Source organism: Variovorax sp. J22G73 (genome assembly GCF_030317035.1).
Lineage (GTDB): Bacteria > Pseudomonadota > Gammaproteobacteria > Burkholderiales > Burkholderiaceae_C > Variovorax.
This window is the reverse complement of record NZ_JASZYK010000006.1, coordinates 20307-40498: the sequence shown is the minus strand read 5'-3', so window position 1 is coordinate 40498 and position 20192 is coordinate 20307. Positions and strand designations below refer to the sequence as shown.

The window sequence follows — 20192 nt, the reverse complement described above, 5'->3', positions numbered from 1 at the left end:
CCGGTGCGCCGTGCCGGGCAGGCTCGCCCAGCTTTGCGTGCGCACGAGGCCCTGCGCCAAACGGCGCATTGCCTTGCCACGGCGCATCCTTCATGATGGCGCGGACCGGAGGGGGTGGCTGCACGGCCATCATGCTTTTGCATTACTGCGCCATCCTGGTGCAGTGGGCGAAAATACGAAGGCGCTCCCGCCCGCAAACAAGAAAGCATGATTCGTCGCCGCCACCGCGGCAACCCAACACGCATGGCCCTCACTCTCGCCCCTGAAGACACGCGCGGACGCATCCACGACCTGGTGTGGAGCGGCTTTCATCCCGATGCCGACATCGAATGGATGATCACCGACGAGTACCTCGATCCGGACGAGCTCACCGCCGAAGACCGTGCCTGGGTCAAGGAAGAGGCCGCGCGCGCCTGCGCCGCCAAGCATGCCGACGAGGCCACCTGGCCCGCGCTCACCGAGTACGACCGCCTCGAAGCGGTGTTCGCGCAGCTGCGCGGCGAGAAGATCATTGCGCTGCACCGCGCGGGCAACACGCTGGCCGACGGCCACGACGACGTGCGCGAGCACTGGCGCGCCGCGGGCCGGCAAGACTCCGGCATTCGCGGCTGCTGCTTCTATCACTCGCAAGACCTGGACACCGCGGTGCGCACCGGCCGCCTGCACCTGGCCTTCAGCGGCGGCATGATCCCCGAGATCGAGCAGCGCGAGGCCAACACCGTGGTGGTGGGCCACCGCATCGTCGAATTGCTGCGCGCCGCCGGCTTCGGCGCGCACTGGAGCGGCAACATCGAAGAGCGCATCGAGGCCGACCTCGGCCAATGGCGCAAGCGAGGCCCCGCCGCGTGAGCGTGCAGGCCTGGCAGCCGCCGCGCCGCATCGACGCGATCGACTTCTGGCTGCGCTCCCGGCTGCTCGCCACGGCCCACGCACTGCGCGAAACGCTGCGGCCGTCGGCGCGGCGCTGGCAGGTCGGCCACGCGCTGGCCGACGCGCCCGTGCTCGCGCACTGCCGCACCCCTTTGTGGGCCGACGGCCGAACGGACGAATTTCCCCTGGTGGCGGGCAAGGTGCAGAACCTGCGCGTGGCACGCCGCGCGTTCGACGCCATCGAGGTGCCCGCCGGCGAGGTGCTGAGCTTCTGGCGCCAGCTGGGCCGGCCCGGCGCTTGGCGCGGCTTCGTCGTGGGCCGCGAGCTGCGCGGCGGTTGCGTGGTGCCGACGCTGGCCGGCGGCCTGTGCCAGTTGTCGAACGCCTTGGCCACCGTCGCCGCGCGCGCGGGTTTCGAGCTGGTCGAGCGCCATGGGCACAGCGCGCGCATCGAGCAGGCCGAGAGCGCCGGCGGCGATGCCATCGACGCCACCGTGTTCTGGAACTACGTCGACCTGAAGCTGCGGGCCCGGCACGCGTGGCGGCTCGAGGTGGAGCTGACCGACAGCGAACTGGTGCTGCGCATTCGCGCGCGTTCGCCGCTGGTGTCGCAGCGCCCACTGGTGCTGCGGCGCGCGAACGAAGCTGGTGAAGTGGGTGAAGTGGGGGACACCCCGGCGCTGCCGCTCGCGCGCGGCTGCCTGAGCTGCGACCAGACCACCTGCTTTCGCCATCGCCCGCCCGTCGATGTCGGCCCGCGCGGGCGAACAGTGGTGCTGGTCGATGGCTGGACGCCCGAGTTCGCGCGCTACCTTCATGCGCATCACCCCGACGCGCAACGCATGCAGCCGCTGCCCGTGCGGCTCGCGTTCTGGCGGCGGGCTGTGACAGGCTGGCACCGCGAACCGGTCGCCGAAAGCACGCCGCCGCCGCAATCGCCGGCCGCCGTGAGCGTGCGCCGCGCGCTGTGGCAGCGGCTGTGGGCGCGGCAGGCGGGGCGTCGGCAGGCCAGCCTGATCGACGGCCAGCGCTGGCTTGCGCTCGCCTTCGCGGCGCGGCTGGAGCCCGCGCACACGCACCTGGTCGTCGAGCAGGCGCTGTTGCCGCACCTGCAGCGCATCGGCGCGCTCGATGGCCGCCGCGTCACGGTGCTGGCCGGTGCGTTGCCGATGGCCGAGGTGGAAGCACGGCTCGACGCCGCGGCCCGGCAGTGGCCTGAAGACGCCACGCTGCGCGACTTTCGCGCCGACCCGCTGCTCGTGCGCGCCGAGGCGCTTGCGCTGGCGCGCGCGGCCGTCGTGGTGACGCCGCACGCCGAGGTCGCGCAGCATCTGGGCGTGCTGGCGCCGCAGGCCGCGCTGCAGCCGCTCGATTGGGTGCTGCCTGAAATGAAGGCGACCGCGATCGAGCGTGAGCATGAGCGCTTGCCGCTCGTCGTGTTCGCCGCCAGCGCGTTGGCGCGCAAGGGCGCACGCGAGCTCGCCGCCGCGCTGCAGGGCATGCCGTGCCGGCTGCGCGTGTGGGGCTCGCCGTCGGACGACGCACGCCTGTGGCAAGGCATTGCGCACGTCGAACACATGAACTGGCGCGGCGATGCACTGGCGGGTGCCAGCGTCGTCGTGCTTCCGGCGCACATCGAACACGCGCCGCGCGCCTTGCTGCGCGCCGTGGCGGCCGGCGTGCCGGTGGTGGCGTCCACCGCCTGTGGCCTGTCGGGCCTCGGCGTCCGCGAAGTCGCGCCCGGCGACGTGGCCGCCTTGCGCACCGCACTGCAGGCTGCCTGCAACCCCTGAACGGAGAAAAAACTTGGCATCGATCGAACAGGCCCGCGCGGCCCTCGCCCCTCACGGCGCGCTGGCACCGCAGACGGCCGCGGACCACTGGCGCGGCGACATCGCGCTGCCGCCGGCCATCGCCACCTTCTACGAGCAGGTGGGGCCGCTGGGCGAATGGATCAACGAGCGCGTCGGCCACGCCGGCCTCACGGTGCCCACCGCCGGCAACCCCTTCAGCATTCCGCCGCTCTCGCGTCTGTGGCAGCTGCAGGCGGGCTACCGCTGGCAGGGCATCACCGGCGAGCGGCTGGCCGATTGGCCCGAGCACTGGCTGGTGGTGGCCGACCAGGGCGCCGACCCGTTCATCTTCGACCTGCGCACGGGCGCGATCCAGTTCGCGATGCACGGCGCGGGCGCCTGGGAGGACAACGGGCCGCTGTTTGACGACATCTTCCAGATGGCGGCGTGCCTGGGCACCATCGGCCAGGTGTGGGACGAGGCGGGCGACGAGATCTTCACGAACGCGGACGACTGCGAGGTCGACCCCGTGCACCGCGCCCGCCTGATCGAACGCCTTGCGCCGCTGCTCGGCGGCCCGAGCGCGGCCGAGGACATTGCCGACACCTTCGGCTGGTAAGAACCAACGCATGACCATCGACCTCCAGACGCTCAAGTGCGGCGAATGCGGCAGCAGCGTGCTCAAGCGCACGGGCCTGAACGAATACACCTGCGAGCACTGCGGCTCGGTCACGCTGGTGGAAGACAAGGTGTCCGACCGGCTCGAGCGCGTGCTCGACCAGGTGAAGAACGAGGCCGGCCGGCGGCTCGCGGCGGAAGAGGCGCTGCGGCAGAAGCTGATGCTGCGCAAGGCCGGCATCGGCGTGGCCATCGTGCTGGGCGCGGTGCTGGTGTTCCAGGTGGTGGGGCTGCTGTTCTTCAAGTCGCGCGGCACGTCCGATGCGCAGCGGCCCACGGTCGCGGCGCTGGTGGACCGCACCATTCCCACCGACGGCGTGAAGCTCGGCGAGCCGCGCCAGGTGCTGGTGGGCAGCGGCAGTTCGGCGCAGCCCAAGCTGCTGGTGGTGGCGCGCAACGAAACCGGCAAGCCGCTGTCGCGCGCCAGCATCCGCGCCGTTTACTACGACGGCGACAGCCGCCTCGACGAGCGCAGCGAGACGCTGCCCATCGCCGTGCTGGAGCCCGGCGAGAGCGCGCCCGCGCTCATCGACATGCCCAGCGGCAAGAACGTCACGCGCCAGGAGCTGCGCGTGCAGAAGCTCAGCGAGCCCTACAGCAGCGTGCAGGGGCCGCGCCTGGCCTTCGCGCGGGCGCGGCTCGTGCAGCAGGGCGAACGCGTGCGGCTGGTGGGCCGCGTGGCCAACGACCGCAAGGACGCCACCGCCATCGGCGGCATCGAGGTGCTGGTCACGCTGTACGACGACGCGGGGCAGGTGATCGGCTTCGGCCACGGCTACGGGCAGGCCAACGAGCTGGCGCCCGGCGCGCGCACCTCGGTGGACGTGAGCATCGCGCGCTTCGGCCGCGCCGCGGCCATTGCGGCGTGGGACTACCGCATCGGCTACAGCACGCTCGAAAGCAGCGGCGCCCGCACGCCGGTGCGCAGCGCCGACCGCGTGATTCGCACGGCCGGCGGCCCGGAAAACTTCAACCCCGACCTGCGCCTGGGCACCGACGACCTGCTGGCCGAAGACAGCGAGCGCTTCGACGACAGGCAGCTCGAGCTGCTGCCGCTGGTGGACGGGCGCAACAACATCCAGCAGCGGCTGTTCCTGGGCGAGCTGGTCAACCGCAGCACCGACGCGGTGGTGCTCGCGCCGGGCGGCGTGATCTCGCGCTACAGCGGCAACAAGTTCCACGGCACCACGAACATCGCGGGGCTGGCGTACCTGTATCCGGGCGAGCGCTTTCCGATCTTCCTGGAGCCGGAGGACATGGAGCGCATCACGCAGACGCGCATCGAATGGAAGCCCATGCGCCGTGCCGCGATGCCGGGCCCGCGCAAGCCCATGGAGGTGAAGGTGACGGGCACGAAGGCGGAGACCGGCAGCGTGCTGCTCAACTTCAGCCAGCGCTTCACCTACAAGAGCGTGGAGGTCACGGGCAGCGTGAAGAACCCGGGCAGCAGCATCGTCGGCAAGGTGCGCCTGTGGGTGAGCCTGCGCGACCGCAACGGGCAGCTCACCGGCTTCAAGCTGGTGGACAACCTGCCGGCCATCGCGCCCGGAGAAAGCGTGCCGTTCCAGGTGAACGTGGAGCAGAACGGACGCGACTTCGCGAGCGTGAGCACGCTATACCAAACCGAATAGCCCCTCGGGCGACGCCGTCGGGCGGTTCGCGCCATGATCGCGCCATGATTCCGTTATCGATCCTCGACCTTTCCCCGATCACCGAGGGCAGCGACGCCGCGCAGTCGTTCCGCAACTCGCTCTCGCTCGCGCAGCAAGGCGAAAAGCTGGGCTACACGCGCTACTGGCTGGCCGAGCACCACGGCATGCCGGGCATCGCGAGCGCGGCCACGGCCGTGCTGCTGTCGTACGTGGGGGCGGGCACCTCCACCATCCGCATCGGCGCCGGCGGGGTGATGCTCCCCAACCATTCGCCGCTGGTGATCGCCGAGCAGTTCGGCACGCTGGAGTCGCTGTACCCGGGGCGCGTCGACCTGGGCCTGGGCCGCGCGCCCGGCTCCGACCAGCGCACCGCGCGCGCCCTGCGGCGCAACCTGGAGTCGGACTCCGACCAGTTCCCGCAGGACGTGGTCGAGCTGATGGACTTCATGTCGAAGGCGCCCCAGCAGGCCGTGAAGGCCGTGCCGGGCGCGGGGCTCGAGGTGCCGGTGTGGATCCTGGGCTCCAGCACCTTCGGCGCGCAACTGGCGGCGCACCTGGGCCTGCCTTATGCCTTCGCCTCGCACTTCGCGCCGCAGCAGATCATGCAGGCCATCCAGATCTACCGCGAGACCTTCAAGCCGTCGGCGCAGTTGAGCAAGCCGTACGTGATGCTGGGCTTCAACGTGTTCGCGGCCGACACCGACGCCGAGGCCGAGTTCCGCGCCACCTCGTGGCAGCAGGCCTTCGTGAACCTGCGCAGCGGCCGCCCCGGCCGCCTGCCGCCGCCGGTGGAAAACTACCGCCAGAAGGTCGGGCCGGCCGAGAACGCGCTGCTCGACTCGGTGCTGTCGTGCTCCGCCGTGGGCTCGGTCGAGACGGTGAAGAAGGGCGTGGAAGCCTTCGTGGCGCGCACCGGTGCGGACGAACTCATGATCACCTCGCAGGTGTTCGACCATGCGGCCCGGCTGCGCTCCTACGAGCTGCTGGCCGAGGCGTTCGGGCAGAAGAAGCAGTAACCACCGAGGCTCGAGCCCGCTGGCGGGCTTTTGCTGTTCAGCCTCGTGTTCAGCCTCGCTTGCGGGCTTCCTCGTCCACGAGGTCCTTCTTCGAGAGCTTGCCCACCGCCGTCTTCGGCAGCTCCGCGCGAATCTCCAGCGCGCCGATCATCTCGTGCTTGCCGAGGCGGTCTTTCAGGAAGGCCTTGAGCGCGTCCAGCGTCAGTTCCTGCGCGCCTTCCTTCAGCTTCACGAAGGCCTTGGGCGACTGGCCGCGGTAGTCGTCGGGAATGCCGATCACGCACACCTCGGCCACCGAAGGGTGTTCGTACACCGCTTCTTCCAGCACGCGCGGGTACACGTTGTAGCCGCCGCACAGCAGCATGTCCTTGGTGCGGTCGACGATGTAGAGGTAGCCGTCGGCGTCCATCTTGGCGACGTCGCCGCTGCGGAAATAGCCGTCGGCGGTCATCGACTCGGCGGTGGCCTTCGGGTTGTTCCAGTAGCCCTTCATCACGTTCGGGCCGCTGATGCACAGCTCGCCGGCTTCGCCGAAGGTGGTGACGTCCTTGGCCGGGTCGTCCAGGCTCACGAGCTTGATGCGCACCTGCGGCAGCGGCATGCCGCACGAGCCCGCCTTGCGCACGCCGCGCGCGGGCGTGAAGGTGCCCACGGGCGAGGTCTCGGTCATGCCCCAGCCTTCGTTCAGGTGGCAGCCGGTGAGCGCGAAGAAGCGCTGCTCCACCTCCACCGGCAGCGGCGCGCCGCCCGAGCCGCAGAACTTGAGCGAGCGCAGGTCCATCTCCTTCGCCTTGGGGTGCGAGAGAATGGCGGTGTACATCGTCGGCACGCCGGGGAACACGCTGATCTTGCTGGCCGCGAGCTCGTTCATGACCGCGTCGACATCGAAGCGCGTGTGCAGCACCAGCGCCGCGCCCAGCCGCACGCCGAGCAGCATCGCGGCGCTGAGCGCGAAGATGTGGAACAGCGGCAGCACCACCAGGAAGCGCTCCTTGCCTTCGTCCAGGATGGGCGGCTCGCCGCGCGTGGACTCGTAGTACTGCGCCGAGGCCGACGTGAGGTTGGCGTGCGTGAGCATCGCGCCCTTGGGCAGGCCGGTGGTGCCGCCGGTGTACTGCAGCACCACGATCTCCTCGGCCAGGTCACCCAGCGGGTAGGCGTGGTGCGCGCCCTGGCTCTTCAGCAGGTCGGTGAAGCGCACGTGGCGCGCGTCGGTGGGCACGGGCGCGACCTGGCCGGCCGCCTGCAGTTGCGCCTGTACCTTGTCGCCCGCCGCGCCGTAGTCGCCGAGGCTGCCGACCACCAGCGTCTTCAGGCGCGAGTTGTCGAGCAGGCGCGCCATCAGCGGGTACAGGTTGACGAGGTCGAGCGTGACCAGGATGTCGGTGCGGCTGTGCTCGATCTTGTGGGCCAGCACGCGCTCGGCGTCCAGCGGCGAGTAGTTGACGACCGTGCCGCCGGCCTTGAGCACGGCGAAGAAGGCGATCGGGTAGTGCGGCGTGTTGGGCAGGTACAGGCCCACGTGCACGCCGGGCTTCACGCCCAGGTCCTGCAGGCCCCTGGCGGCGCGATCGACCGCGGCGCCGAGCTCCCGGTAGGTGAGCGATTGGCCCATGAACTCGACCGCCGAATGGTCGGGCCAGCGCGCCACGGCCTCGTCGAGCATCTGCTGCACCGGCTTCACGGGCAGCTCGGCGTCCCAGCGCATGCCGCTCGGGTAGTTGCGCGTCCAGGGCAGGTCGTGGCCGGAAGCCGTGGCGGGGGAGGGGGTGGCCATGCGTCTTGTCTCCGCTGTGCTGTTGTTGCAAATCGCGCGGGCGGACGGGGCCGCCTCGTTCAGGGGCACTGTAGCGCCGGCCCTTCGCGCCGTGGGGTTGCCGCTGACAAGCCGGCGACACGGGTTTTCCCGATTTCCCACACGCCGCCAGCCCCTACCGCCGGGCTGGGACAATGGCGGGCTTATGGCAAATCATCGGATCGTGGTGGGACTGAGCGGCGGCGTGGACTCCGCCGTCACGGCGCACCTGCTCAAGCAGCAGGGGCATGAGGTGGTCGGCATCTTCATGAAGAACTGGGAAGACGACGACGACAGCGAGTACTGCTCGTCGAACATCGACTTCGTGGACGCCGCCAGCGTGGCCGACGTGCTGGGCATCGAGATCGAGCACGTCAACTTCGCCGCCGACTACAAGGACCGCGTGTTCGCCGAGTTCCTGCGCGAATACAAGGCCGGCCGCACGCCCAACCCCGACGTGCTGTGCAATGCCGAGATCAAGTTCAAGGCCTTCCTCGACCACGCCATGCGCCTGGGCGCCGAGAAGATCGCCACCGGCCACTACGCCCGCGTGCGGTTGAACGAAGCCACCGGCAGGCACGAGCTGCTGAAGGGGCTGGACCCGTCGAAGGACCAGAGCTACTTCCTGCACCGCCTGAACCAGGCGCAGCTGTCGAAGACGCTGTTTCCCGTCGGCGAGCTGCACAAGACCGAAGTGCGCCGCATCGCGGAAGACATCGGGCTGCCCAACGCGAAGAAGAAGGACTCGACCGGCATCTGCTTCATCGGCGAGCGGCCGTTTCGCGATTTCCTGAACCGCTACATCTCCAAGGAGCCGGGCCCCATCAAGGACGACCGCGGCCGCAAGCTGGGCGAGCACCAGGGGCTGAGCTTCTACACGCTGGGGCAGCGGCAGGGGCTGGGCATCGGCGGCGTCAAGGACAAGGGCGCGCAGCGCGGCTCGGGCGACCATTCGCCGTGGTTCGTGGCGCGCAAGGACGTCGAGAAGAACACGCTGTGGGTGGTGCAGGGGCACGACCATCCGTGGCTGCTGTCGTCGGAGCTCAAGGCGGACGGCGCGAGCTGGGTGTCGGGCGAGGCGCCCGCGGCCGGCGAGTACGGATCGAAGGCACGCTACCGGCAGGCGGATGCGCCCTGCGAGATGGGCGGTGGGGAACCCGGTGCGGCCGGGAATACCAACGAGGCATTCAGCCTGCGTTTCGGTGCGCCCCAATGGGCGGTGACGCCCGGGCAGTCGGCCGTGCTGTACGACGGCGAGCGCTGCCTGGGCGGCGGCGTGATCGTCTGATCGGCTGATTCAGGGCGCCGAGCGCACCGATTCGTCGACCTGCACGATCTCCATCGGGTAGCGCTTGCCGGCCTGGTGGTCCTCGATGCACTGCAGCAGCAGCGGGCTGCGGTGCCGCGCCACGCTGGCGCGGATTTCGTCCAGCGTCATCCACACCGTGCGAACGATGCCCTCGTCGAGCGCACGGCCTTCCTCGAAAGCGCCCAGCGTTCCCGCGAAGGCGAAACGCATGTAGGTGGTGTCTTCGCCGCCTTCCGCCACCGGCCGTGCGCGCGCCATGTAGATGCCGATGAGCGAGGTCGGCGTGAAATGGTGGGCGGTTTCTTCGAGCGTTTCGCGCGCGCAGCCTTCGGCCGGGGATTCGCCCGGGTCCAGGTGGCCCGCCGGCGTGTTGAGCCGAAGGCCATCGCCGGCCTGCTCCTCGACGAGCAGAAAGCGTCCGTCGCGTTCGATCACCGCCGCGACGGTGACATTGGGTTTCCAGCGTGGTGATGCCATGCGAGGCTTTTACCTCAGCACGTAGCCGCTGAAGCGCCAGATGCGGTCGCCGTCGAGGTGAAAGCTCACGAGTTCGCGCAGCGTGCCGTCGGGCTTGTTGGCGAAGCGGGTCTCGTATTCGATGCTGACGTACTGGCCCGCCGTTTCGGCGTCGGGGTCCGCAAGGACCTGCCGGTTCACCGTGACCCAGGTGCGCATGCGGGGAGCGCCGAGAGGCGCGCGGCTCTTGGCGACCTGGCCCGTGAAATCGGCGCGGGTCACGCGCTTGCGGGCGGTGGCCGAGGCGCCGTCCCAGAGCTCGCCGGCCTTGCCCTGGTCGATCATCTGGATGGCCTGCATGCCGCCGCGCACCATGTCGCTGGCCTCCAGGTCTTGCGCGGCCGCCGGGCCGAGGCAGTTCCAGAGCAGCGCGGCCGCGAGCAGCAGCCTGACGATGGGGTTCATTCCTTGTTTCACTGTTTCCTTGGGTTGTTGGGTCCGGGCGCGAGGGCCTGGCGCCACGCGATGCACGAACGGTTGGAGGCTGCCGCGCGGAAGAGATTCCCGGATGGCGAGTTGTCAGCCCCTGGGCGCTAGCGCACGCTGAGCTTCGACATGCTGTTCTCGTCGATCGCCTCGAGCCGGTAGCCCAGCCCGTAGATGGCCAGCAGCAGGAAGCCGTTGTCCGGGCGCAGGTCCAGCTTGGTACGCAGCCGCGAGATGTGCGTGTCGAGCGAGCGCGACAGCACCTCCACGCCCTGCCCCCAGACGGCCTCGTGCAGGTGCGCCCGCGACAGCAGGCGTCCGATGTTCTGGAACAGGAACAGGGCCAGCTCGTACTCGCGGTTCTTCAGCTCCACCGCCTTGCCGCGCACCTTCAGCACCCGCGAGGGCGGAAAGAAGTGGTACGGCCCGAACACCAGCTCCGCCTCGTGGCGCGCGGGATAGGTCCGGCGCAGCAGCGCGTTGACGCGGGCCTCGAGTTCTCCGGAGCGCAGCGGCTTGGCCATGAAGTCGTCGGCACCCGCGTTGAGGGCCGCGACCATGTCGCTCTCGTCGTAGAAGTCCGTCACCAGCAGCACGGGAAGCCGGTTCTTCAGGTCGACGCGGAGCTTCTTCACCAGCATCGGCCCCGACATGTCGGGCAGGCCCCAATCGAGGATGAGGAAGTCGAACGTCTGCCGCCGCAGGGCATGCAAAAGTGTTCGTCCTTCTTTATAGAGGTGGCACTCGTGTCCGAGGCCCACCATGGCTTTGCGGATCAGCGCGAGCTGGTCCGGGCTGTCGTCGAGTACAGCAATACGCATTCCATCCCCTTCTTCTCCTTCGCCGACCTCCGTGAGCCGACGATTTGGGCGAAGTGTATCCATTTGCGACTGTGTCGATTTTTCGAGTTTGCAACTAATGCACGCTAATTCTGAAATTCAGACGAAGACTAAAAACAGTTAACTACAGTTGCCAACAATTAGGTTTGGTGAAAGTCGCCCAAAGTGAGACGCGACCGACCGGTCGTCAATGCGCCGGAGCCGTGCGAGGCCTTGCACCACAGCTGCTACGCAGCTTGGGGAAAACGCCGATTGATCACTATCAATTGAATAGCAGTGAATGCACTATTCATCGGTGCTTGAAGCCTGAAGAAGACTGCATGTTGGCGACATCGGGCGTCTGTAATCTTGCTGTAAGCTCTGCGCGCGTTCCGTGTGCCCCCTTGCTCTGAGGAGATCTCTATGCTGATAGGCGTGCCTGCCGAGACACTGGCTGGCGAAACCCGAGTGGCCGTAACACCCGAGACCGTGAAGAAACTGGTCGCCTCGGGGCATGCGATTCGTGTACAGGCGGGGGCCGGCATTGCCGCCAGCGTCACCGACGCGGCCTACCAGGCCGCGGGCGCGGAAATCACCGACCAAGCAGGCGCTTTTTCCGCCGACATGGTGCTCAAGGTGCGCACGCCGACCGAGGCGGAAACCGCGTTGCTCAAGAGCGGCGCCGTCGTCATCGGCATGCTCAACCCCTTCGACGCGGCCGGCCTGCAGCGGCTGGCATCGGCCGGCGTCGTGGCCTTCGCCCTCGAAGCCGCCCCGCGCACCACGCGTGCCCAGAGCATGGACGTGCTCTCGTCGCAAGCCAACATCGCCGGCTACAAGGCCGTGATGATCGCGGCGGACAAGTACCAGCGCTTCTTCCCGATGCTGATGACCGCCGCCGGCACCGTGAAGGCCGCGCGCGTCGTCATCCTCGGCGTCGGCGTGGCGGGCCTGCAGGCCATTGCCACGGCCAAGCGCCTGGGCGCCGTCATCGAGGCGTCCGACGTGCGCCCCAGCGTGAAGGAACAGATCGAGTCGCTCGGCGGCAAGTTCATCGAGGTGTCCTACGACACCGACGAAGAGAAGGAAGCCGCCGTCGGCGTGGGCGGCTACGCCAAGCCGATGCCCGCGAGCTGGCTGGCGCGCCAGCAGGTCGAGGTCGCCAAGCGCGTGGCGCTGGCCGACGTGGTGATCAGCACCGCGCTCATTCCCGGTCGCGCCGCGCCCACGCTCATCACCGAGGACATGGTCAAGGCCATGAAGCCGGGCTCGGTCATCGTCGACATCGCGGCCGGCAAGGGCGCCGACGGCATCGGCGGCAACTGCCCGATCTCCGAAGCCGACAAGACCGTGGTCAAGCACGGCGTGACCATCGTGGGCGAGACCAACCTCGCGGCGCTGGTGGCGGCCGATGCATCGGCCCTGTACGCGCGCAACGTGCTCGACTTTCTCAAGTTGATCGTCACCAAGGAGGGCGCGCTGAAGATCGACCTCGAGGACGACATCGTCGCCGCCTGCCGCATGACGCAGGACGGCCAGGTCACCCGCAAGTAGACACAGCGATCACGCGAGGAGAAGAACCCATGGATCCCGTTTCCCACACAGTCATCAACCTGATCATCTTCGTGCTGGCCATCTACGTGGGCTACCACGTGGTGTGGACCGTCACGCCCGCGTTGCACACGCCGCTGATGGCGGTGACCAACGCCATCTCGGCCATCGTCATCGTGGGCGCCATGCTCGCGGCCGCGCTCACCACCACGCCGCTGGGCAAGACCATGGGCGTGCTGGCCGTGGCGCTGGCCGCGGTGAACGTCTTCGGCGGCTTCCTGGTCACGCGGCGCATGCTGGAGATGTTCAAGAAGAAAGAGAAGAAGACGGCCGCACCCAAGGCTGAAGAGGGGGCTTCCAAGTGAGCATGAACCTCGTCACGCTGCTGTACCTGGTGGCCAGCGTCTGCTTCATCCAGGCCCTGAAGGGCCTGAGCCATCCCACCACCTCCATCCGCGGCAACGTCTTCGGCATGACCGGCATGGCGATCGCCGTGCTGACGACCATCGCGCTGATCCACGGACAGGCGCGCTCATTGAACGTCGACTTCGGCACCGGCATCGCCTACGTGCTGGCGGCGGTGGTCGTCGGTGGCGGCCTGGGCGCCTTCATGGCCAACAAGGTCGAGATGACCAAGATGCCCGAGCTGGTCGCCTTCATGCACAGCATGATCGGCCTGGCCGCGGTGTTCATCGGCGTGGCCGCCGTGGCCGAGCCGTGGGCCTTCGGCATCACGGCCGCGCCCGTGGCCGCGCTCATCGGCGCGCAGACGCCCGACGGCGCCGTCATCCTCGACGGCTTCGTGCGCTACGCCATTCCGTACGGCAACCGGCTGGAGCTGTTCCTGGGCGCGGCCATCGGCGCCATCACCTTCAGCGGCTCGGTCATCGCCTTCGGCAAGCTCTCGGGCAAGTACAAGTTCCGCCTGTTCCAGGGCGCGCCGGTGCAGTTCAAGGGCCAGCACATGCTGAACCTGGTGCTGGGCCTGCTGACCGTCGCGCTGGGCCTGCTGTTCGTGGCCACGGAAAGCTGGGGCGCCTTCTTCGCGATGCTGGCGCTGGCCTTCGTGATGGGCGTGCTCATCATCATTCCCATCGGCGGGGCCGACATGCCGGTGGTGGTGTCGATGCTCAACAGCTACTCGGGCTGGGCGGCCGCGGGCATCGGCTTCAGCCTGAACAATGCGATGCTGATCGTGGCCGGCTCTCTGGTGGGCTCGTCGGGCGCCATCCTGAGCTACATCATGTGCAAGGCCATGAACCGCTCGTTCTTCAACGTGATCCTGGGCGGCTTCGGCGGCGAGGCGGCCACGGCCGGTGGCGCGGCCAAGGAGCAACGGCCGGTGAAGACCGGCAGCGCCGACGACGCGGCCTTCGTGCTCGGCAATGCCGAGACGGTGGTGATCGTGCCCGGCTACGGCCTGGCGGTGGCGCGCGCTCAGCACGCCGTGAAGGAACTGGCTGCGAAGCTCACCGAGAAGGGCATCGTCGTCAAGTACGCCATTCATCCGGTGGCCGGCCGCATGCCCGGCCACATGAACGTGCTGCTGGCCGAGGCCGAGGTGCCGTACGACCAGGTCTTCGAGATGGAGGACATCAACGGCGAGTTCGGCCAGGTCGACGTGGCGATCATCCTGGGCGCCAACGACGTGGTGAACCCGGCCGCGCACACCAAGGGCAGCCCGATCTACGGCATGCCCATCCTGGAGGCCTACAAGGCCAAGACCGTCATCGTGAACAAGCGCTCCATGGCCGCCGGTTATGCCGGGCTGGACAACGAGCTGTTCTACATGGACAAGACCATGATGGTCTTTGGCGATGCTAAAAAAGTAGTGGAAGATATGGGCAAGGCCATCGAATAGGCCGAAGGTCCACGCCCGCCACGCGGGCGAATCTTCGCGGCGCCACTTCGTGCGCCGTTTTCGTTTTCAACTGTCAGACCCCGGAGGAGACAAACCCAATGACCGACCGTCCCTGGCTCAACAGCTACCCGCAAGGCGTGCCCGCCGACATCGACGCCTCGCAATACCCGTCGCTGGTCGCGCTCATGGAAGAGAGCTTCAAGAAGTACGCCGACCGCACGGCCTACAGCTTCATGGGCAAGGACATCAGCTACGGCGAGACCGACAAGCAGAGCAAGGCCTTCGCCGCGTACCTGCAGGGGCTGGGCCTGGTCAAGGGCGACCGCGTGGCCGCGATGATGCCCAACTGCCCGCAGTACCCCATCGCGGTGGCGGCCATTCTTCGCGCGGGCCTGATCCTTGTGAACGTGAACCCGCTGTACACGCCGCGCGAACTCGAGCACCAGCTCAAGGACTCTGGCGCCAAGGCGATCGTCATCATGGAGAACTTCGGCACCACGCTGCAGCAGTGCATCGCGGCCACGCCCATCAAGCACATCGTGCTGGCCTCCATGGGCGACCGGCTCGGCTTCCTGAAGGGCGCGCTGGTCAACTACGTGGTGCGCAACGTCAAGAAGCTGGTGCCGCATTTCAGCCTGCCGGGCGCGGTGCGCTTCAACGACGCGCTCGACAAGGGCGCCGGCGCTTCGCCCAAGCCCGTGGCCATCGGCCCCGACGACGTGGCCGTGCTGCAGTACACCGGCGGCACCACCGGCGTGTCGAAGGGCGCGGTGCTGCTGCATCGCAACGTGATCGCCAACGTGCTGCAGTCGGAAGCCTGGAACGAGCCGGCCATGAAGAAGGTGCCGGCCAGCGAGCAGCCCACCAGCGTGTGCGCGCTGCCGCTGTATCACATCTTTGCGTTCACGGTCGGCATGATGCTGAACATGCGCACGGGCGGCAAGCTGATCCTGATCCCGAATCCGCGCGACATCGCGGGCGTGCTGAAGGAGCTGTCGAAGCACACCATCCACAGCTTCCCCGCCGTCAACACGCTGTTCAACGGGCTGGCGAACCACCCCGACTTCAACACCGTCAACTGGAAGAACCTCAAGATCTCGGTCGGCGGCGGCATGGCCGTGCAGGCCGCGGTCGCCAAGCTGTGGCTCGAGAAGACGGGGTGCTCCATCTGCGAGGGCTACGGCCTGTCCGAGACCTCGCCCTCGACCACCTGCAACCCGACCGACAGCACCGCCTACACCGGCACCATCGGCCTGCCGCTGCCCAACACCTGGCTCAAGCTGCTCGACGACGAAGGCAACGAAGTGCCCGTGGGCGAGCGCGGCGAAATCGCCATCAAGGGCCCGCAGGTGATGGCCGGCTACTGGCAGCGCCCCGACGAGACCGCCAAGGTCATGACGCCCGACGGCTACTTCAAGAGCGGCGACATCGGCGTGGTCGACGAGCGCGGCTACTTCAAGGTGGTCGACCGCAAGAAGGACATGATTTTGGTGTCGGGCTTCAACGTGTACCCGAACGAGATCGAGGACGTGGTGGCACTCATTCCGGGCGTGCTCGAATGCGCCGCGGTCGGCGTGCCCGACGAGAAGACCGGCGAGGGCGTGAAGCTGGTCATCGTGAAGAAAGACCCGTCGCTCACCGAGGCGCAGGTGCGCGAGTACTGCAGGGCAAACCTTACGGGTTACAAGCAGCCGCGAATCGTAGAGTTTCGTACCGACATGCCGAAGACACCGGTCGGCAAGATCCTGCGCCGCGAGCTGCGCGACGCCAAGAAGTAGCCCGCGTGTAAGGGTTCGGCCCGGGTAGGGCCACGGCATCGATCTTGCATATTCGCGGGTCGATGCTTCGATTCCTCCTGACCCGTGTGAGCCTGCTGGTGCCGACCTTCATCGGCATGACGCTGCTCGCGTTCTTCCTCATCCGGCTGGTGCCGGGCGACCCCATCGAGACGATGGCCGGCGAGCGCGGCATCGACCCCGAGCGCCACGCCCAGTTGCGCGCCGCCTACGGCTTCGACAAGCCGGTGATCGTGCAGTACGGCATCTACATCGGCCGCGTGCTGCACGGCGACCTGGGCAAGTCGATCATCACGCAGGACACGGTGATGAGCGAGTTTCTGGCGCTGTTCCCCGCCACCATGGAACTCGCGGTGTGCGCCATTCTTTTCGCGCTGCTGCTCGGGCTGCCGGCCGGCATTCTTGCCGCGGTGCGGCGCAACTCCATCTTCGACCACGGCGTGATGGCCACGTCGCTCACCGGCTACTCGATGCCGATCTTCTGGTGGGGCCTGCTGCTCATCCTGTTCTTCTCGGTGCAGCTGGGGTGGACGCCGGTGTCGGGGCGCATCGCGGTGCAGTACTTCATCGAGCCCGAGACCGGCTTTCTCTTGATCGACGCGCTGCGCGCGGGCGACATCGATGCCTTCTGGTCGGCGCTGCACCACCTCATTCTTCCGGCCATCGTGCTGGGCACGGTGCCGCTTGCGGTCATCGCGCGCATGACGCGCTCGGCCATGCTCGAGGTGCTGGGCGAGGACTACATCCGCACCGCGCGCGCCAAGGGCCTGTCGCGCTTTCGCGTGGTGGGCCTGCATGCGCTGCGCAACGCGCTGATACCGGTGGTGACCGTCATCGGGCTGCAGGTGGGCGTGCTGTTCACGGGCGCCATCCTCACCGAGACCATCTTCTCCTGGCCCGGCGTCGGCAAGTGGCTCATCGAGGCCATCGGGCGGCGCGACTATCCGGTGCTGCAGGGCGGCATGCTGCTGCTCGGCGGGCTGGTGATGCTGGTCAACCTGCTGGTGGACGTGGCCTACGGCGTCATCAACCCGCGCATCCGGCACTGACGCCATGGCCGACACACACGCAGTTTCAACCTCCGGCAAGAACAAGAGCAAGGGCGAGCGTGCAGCGCCGCCCGGCCCCTGGCGCGAGTTCTGGACCGCCTTCTCGGCCAACCGCGGCGCGGTCATCGGGCTGGTCACCATCGTCGTGCTGCTGCTGGTCGCGCTGTTCGCGCCGTGGATCGCGCCGCACGCGCCCAACGAGACCAACAGCGCCGTGTTCCTGTTGCCGCCCGCGTGGCAGCAGGGCGGCTCCGCGAGCTACCTGCTGGGCACCGACGCCATCGGGCGCGACATTCTTTCGCGGCTGATGCACGGCGCGCGGCTGTCGCTGTCGATCGGCGTGGCGGTGGTGGCCATCTCGGTGGCCGTGGGCGTGGTGCTCGGGCTGGTCGCGGGCTTTTTCCGCGGCGTGCTCGAGATCGCGATCATGCGGCTCATGGACATCGTGCTCACCATGCCGAGCCTGCTGATGGCCATCGTGATCGTCGCGATCCTCGGGCCGGGGCTGATCAACGCGATGGTCGCCGTGGCCATCGTGGTGCTGCCGCACTACGTTCGCATCACGCGCGCGGCCGTCATTGCCGAGGTGTCGCGCGACTACGTGACCGCCGCGCGCGTGAGCGGCGCCGGCACGCTGCGCCTGATGTTCCGCGAGGTGCTGCCCAACTGCGCCGCGCCGCTCATCGTGCAGGCCTCGCTCGGCATTTCCACCGCCATCCTCGACGCGGCGGCGCTGGGCTTCATCGGCCTGGGCGCGCAGCCGCCCTCGCCCGAGTGGGGAACCATGCTGGCCGACGCGCGCGAGTTCGTGCTGCGCGCGTGGTGGGTCGTGACCTTTCCGGGCCTGGCGATCCTTGCCGCGGTGCTGGCCTTCAACCTGCTGGGCGACGGGTTGCGCGACGCGCTCGACCCCAAGCTCAAACGCTAAGGCAAAGGAAAGACAAGATGCCTTTGCTGGACATAAAAGACCTGCACGTCGAGTTCCCGACCCAAGGCGGCGTGCTGCATGCGGTCGACGGTGTGAGCCTCACGCTCGAAGAGGGCGAGGTGCTCGGCATCGTCGGCGAGTCGGGCTCGGGCAAGAGCGTGACGATGATGGCGCTGATGGGCCTGGTCGGCTTTCCGGGCCGCGTGCGCGCGGACCACATGCGCTTCGCGGGCAAGGAGCTGCTGGGCATTTCCGACAAGGCGCGCCGCGCGCTGGTCGGCAAGGAGGTCGCGATGATCTTCCAGGAGCCGACCACCAGCCTCAACCCCTGCTTCACCATCGGCTTCCAGCTGATGGAAACGCTGCGGCTGCACCTGAAGCTCGACAAGCGCGAGGCGAAGAAGCGCGCGACCGAGCTGCTGGAGCAGGTCGGCATTCCGGCTGCGTCGTCGCGCCTGGGCAGCTACCCGCACCAGCTCTCGGGCGGCATGAACCAGCGCGTGATGATCGCCATGGCCATCGCCTGCAACCCGCGCCTGCTGATCGCCGACGAACCCACCACCGCGCTGGACGTGACCATCCAGGCACAGATTCTCGACCTGCTGCGCGACCTGCAGAAGGAGCGCGGCATGGCGCTGGTGCTCATCACGCACAACATGGGCGTGGTGAGCGAAATGGCGCAGCGCATCGCCGTGATGTATGCGGGGCAGGTGATGGAGCACCAGCGCGTGGACCGGCTCTTCGCGTCGCCGCAGCATCCGTACACCGAGGCCCTGCTCGCCGCATTGCCCGAGCGCGCCGCGCCCGAAGGCCGGCTGGCCACCATCAGCGGCGTGGTGCCCGGCGTGCACGACCGGCCCGCGGGCTGCCTGTTCGCGCCGCGCTGCGGCTACGTGACGGAGCGTGCGTGCCAAGTGCGTCCGACGTTGCGCGAGGTGCACGGTACGCAAGGTGCCCAGGTGCGTTGCCACTTTCCGCTCGGCGAGCCGGGGCGCCTGGCCGCCATCGCGCAAGACCCGCCGCGACAACAGGTGGCGGAGGTGATGCCATGACCGGCGCATCGACCGACGTATCTGCTGACGCATCCACCGACGTGGTCGTCGAAGCCCGCAACCTGCAGCGCACCTACGACATCCGCCGCGGCATGTTCCGCGCGCCCGCGCACCTGCGCGCGGTGGGCGACATCTCCTTTCGCATCGAGCGCGGCCGCACGCTGGCCGTGGTGGGCGAGTCGGGCTGCGGCAAGTCGACGCTGGCGCGCATGGTCGCGCTCATCGAGAAGCCCACGGCCGGCCAGCTCACGCTGGTCAACGCCGACGCGGTCGACACGCCGCAAGACCGCAAGCGCGAGCTGCGCCAGGCCGTGCAGCTGGTGTTCCAGAACCCGTATGGCTCGCTCAACCCGCGCAAGAAGATCTCGGCGGTGCTCGAAGACCCGCTGGCCATCAACACCACGCTGGGCAAGGCCGAGCGCGCCGCCAGGGCGCGCGACATGCTCGCGCGCGTGGGCCTGCGGCCCGAGTACGCCAACCGCTATCCGCACATGTTCTCCGGCGGCCAGCGCCAGCGCATCGCGATCGCGCGCGCGCTCATGCTGTCGCCGCGCCTGCTGGTGGCCGACGAGCCGGTGTCGGCGCTCGACGTGTCGATCCAGGCACAGGTGCTCAACCTGCTGGCCGACCTGCAGGCCGAGCTGGGGCTGGCGTACCTCTTCATCTCGCACGACCTCGGCGTGGTGCGCCACATCGCGCACGACGTGCTCGTGATGTACCTGGGCCATGCGGTGGAGCAGGGGCCGAAGGCGCGCATCTTCGCGCGGCCGCTGCACCCGTACACGCAGGCGCTGCTGGCCTCCACCCCGGGGCTCAGCAGCCAGCGCATCGTGCTCAAGGGCGAGCTGCCGTCGCCGCTGAACCCGCCCACGGGCTGCGTGTTCAACACGCGCTGCCCGCATGTGGCGCCGCGCTGCCGCGAAGAGCGGCCGCTGCTGCGCATGCTCGACGAGCGGCAGGTGGCCTGCCATTTCGCCGAGCAGTTTCTCGAGGGCGCGCCGGTGGTGCGCGCCGATGTCCCGATGGCGGCGACCGCCTGAGGGCCGCCTGTTTTCACTTTTTCAACCGTGTTTCAAGGAGTC

Annotated in this window: 18 protein-coding genes; 14 read left to right on the top strand and 4 right to left on the bottom strand. The window is 68.4% G+C overall.

Annotated features, from left to right (window positions below; all coding sequences use genetic code 11):
• The first annotated feature begins 243 nt into the window (after positions 1–243).
• Genes QTI51_RS21735 through QTI51_RS21715 form a run of 5 tightly spaced genes read left to right on the top strand, consistent with a single transcriptional unit; the run spans position 244 to position 6009 of the window.
• The gene (locus QTI51_RS21735; RefSeq protein ID WP_116912488.1) at positions 244–849 is read left to right on the top strand and encodes a DUF6891 domain-containing protein; all 606 of its coding nucleotides are present in this window, start codon (positions 244–246) and stop codon (positions 847–849) included.
• Positions 822–2663, top strand: coding sequence for a VanW family protein (locus QTI51_RS21730; protein ID WP_116912487.1), 1842 nt, complete (start codon positions 822–824; stop codon positions 2661–2663). Before QTI51_RS21735 ends, QTI51_RS21730 begins: the two co-directional genes overlap by 28 nt.
• 13 nt (positions 2664–2676) lie before the next feature.
• Positions 2677–3282, top strand: a complete 606-nt coding sequence (locus QTI51_RS21725; protein WP_116912486.1) for a hypothetical protein — start codon at positions 2677–2679, stop codon at positions 3280–3282.
• 10 nt (positions 3283–3292) lie between these two features.
• Positions 3293–4972 (top strand): FxLYD domain-containing protein, encoded by a 1680-nt coding sequence (locus tag QTI51_RS21720; RefSeq protein WP_116912485.1) that lies wholly within the window; start codon positions 3293–3295, stop codon positions 4970–4972.
• A gap of 44 nt (positions 4973–5016) precedes the next feature.
• Complete coding sequence (locus QTI51_RS21715; protein ID WP_116912484.1) at positions 5017–6009, top strand: LLM class flavin-dependent oxidoreductase; 993 nt, start codon at positions 5017–5019, stop codon at positions 6007–6009.
• Between the two features lie 49 nt (positions 6010–6058).
• Here QTI51_RS21715 and QTI51_RS21710 read toward each other — a convergent pair whose 3' ends face one another.
• Complete coding sequence (locus tag QTI51_RS21710) at positions 6059–7786, bottom strand: long-chain-fatty-acid--CoA ligase (RefSeq protein ID WP_116912483.1); 1728 nt, start codon at positions 7784–7786, stop codon at positions 6059–6061.
• Between the two features lie 184 nt (positions 7787–7970).
• Between QTI51_RS21710 and mnmA the strand changes: the two genes are divergently transcribed.
• Positions 7971–9092, top strand: coding sequence for a tRNA 2-thiouridine(34) synthase MnmA (gene mnmA, locus QTI51_RS21705; protein WP_116912482.1), 1122 nt, complete (start codon positions 7971–7973; stop codon positions 9090–9092).
• 9 nt (positions 9093–9101) lie between these two features.
• Here mnmA and QTI51_RS21700 read toward each other — a convergent pair whose 3' ends face one another.
• The 3 genes from QTI51_RS21700 to QTI51_RS21690 form a co-directional block, all read right to left on the bottom strand.
• The gene (locus tag QTI51_RS21700; protein WP_116912481.1) at positions 9102–9590 is read right to left on the bottom strand and encodes an NUDIX hydrolase; all 489 of its coding nucleotides are present in this window, start codon (positions 9588–9590) and stop codon (positions 9102–9104) included.
• A 9-nt stretch (positions 9591–9599) separates the two neighbouring features.
• A complete protein-coding gene (locus tag QTI51_RS21695; RefSeq protein ID WP_116912480.1) occupies positions 9600–10034 on the bottom strand; it encodes a DUF4019 domain-containing protein in 435 nt (144 codons plus the stop codon).
• Positions 10035–10162: 128 nt separating this feature from the next.
• A complete protein-coding gene (locus tag QTI51_RS21690) occupies positions 10163–10876 on the bottom strand; it encodes a response regulator transcription factor (RefSeq protein ID WP_116912479.1) in 714 nt (237 codons plus the stop codon).
• A gap of 420 nt (positions 10877–11296) precedes the next feature.
• On the opposite strand from QTI51_RS21690, the gene QTI51_RS21685 reads away from it, so the two are divergent.
• The 8 genes from QTI51_RS21685 (at position 11297) to QTI51_RS21650 (ending at position 20150) form a co-directional block, all read left to right on the top strand.
• Positions 11297–12427, top strand: a complete 1131-nt coding sequence (locus QTI51_RS21685; protein ID WP_116912478.1) for a Re/Si-specific NAD(P)(+) transhydrogenase subunit alpha — start codon at positions 11297–11299, stop codon at positions 12425–12427.
• Between the two features lie 29 nt (positions 12428–12456).
• Positions 12457–12789 carry an NAD(P) transhydrogenase subunit alpha part 2 gene (locus tag QTI51_RS21680; RefSeq protein WP_116912477.1) on the top strand — a complete coding sequence of 111 codons (333 nt, stop codon included), beginning with the start codon at positions 12457–12459 and terminating at the stop codon, positions 12787–12789.
• On the top strand, positions 12786–14285 hold the full coding sequence (locus QTI51_RS21675) for an NAD(P)(+) transhydrogenase (Re/Si-specific) subunit beta (protein WP_116912476.1): 1500 nt from the start codon (positions 12786–12788) through the stop codon (positions 14283–14285). Before QTI51_RS21680 ends, QTI51_RS21675 begins: the two co-directional genes overlap by 4 nt.
• 98 nt (positions 14286–14383) lie before the next feature.
• Positions 14384–16063, top strand: coding sequence for a long-chain-fatty-acid--CoA ligase (locus tag QTI51_RS21670; RefSeq protein WP_116912475.1), 1680 nt, complete (start codon positions 14384–14386; stop codon positions 16061–16063).
• 62 nt (positions 16064–16125) lie between these two features.
• Entirely contained in the window at positions 16126–17130 is a 1005-nt protein-coding gene (locus QTI51_RS21665; protein ID WP_116912474.1) for an ABC transporter permease subunit, read from the top strand.
• 4 nt (positions 17131–17134) lie between these two features.
• Positions 17135–18058: an ABC transporter permease subunit gene (locus QTI51_RS21660; protein ID WP_286516271.1), complete on the top strand. Its 924-nt coding sequence runs from the start codon at positions 17135–17137 to the stop codon at positions 18056–18058.
• Between the two features lie 17 nt (positions 18059–18075).
• Entirely contained in the window at positions 18076–19110 is a 1035-nt protein-coding gene (locus QTI51_RS21655; protein ID WP_116912472.1) for an ABC transporter ATP-binding protein, read from the top strand.
• Positions 19107–20150, top strand: a complete 1044-nt coding sequence (locus QTI51_RS21650) for a dipeptide ABC transporter ATP-binding protein (RefSeq protein WP_116912471.1) — start codon at positions 19107–19109, stop codon at positions 20148–20150. The genes QTI51_RS21655 and QTI51_RS21650 overlap by 4 nt, the downstream gene beginning before the upstream one ends.
• Positions 20151–20192 lie beyond the last annotated feature (42 nt).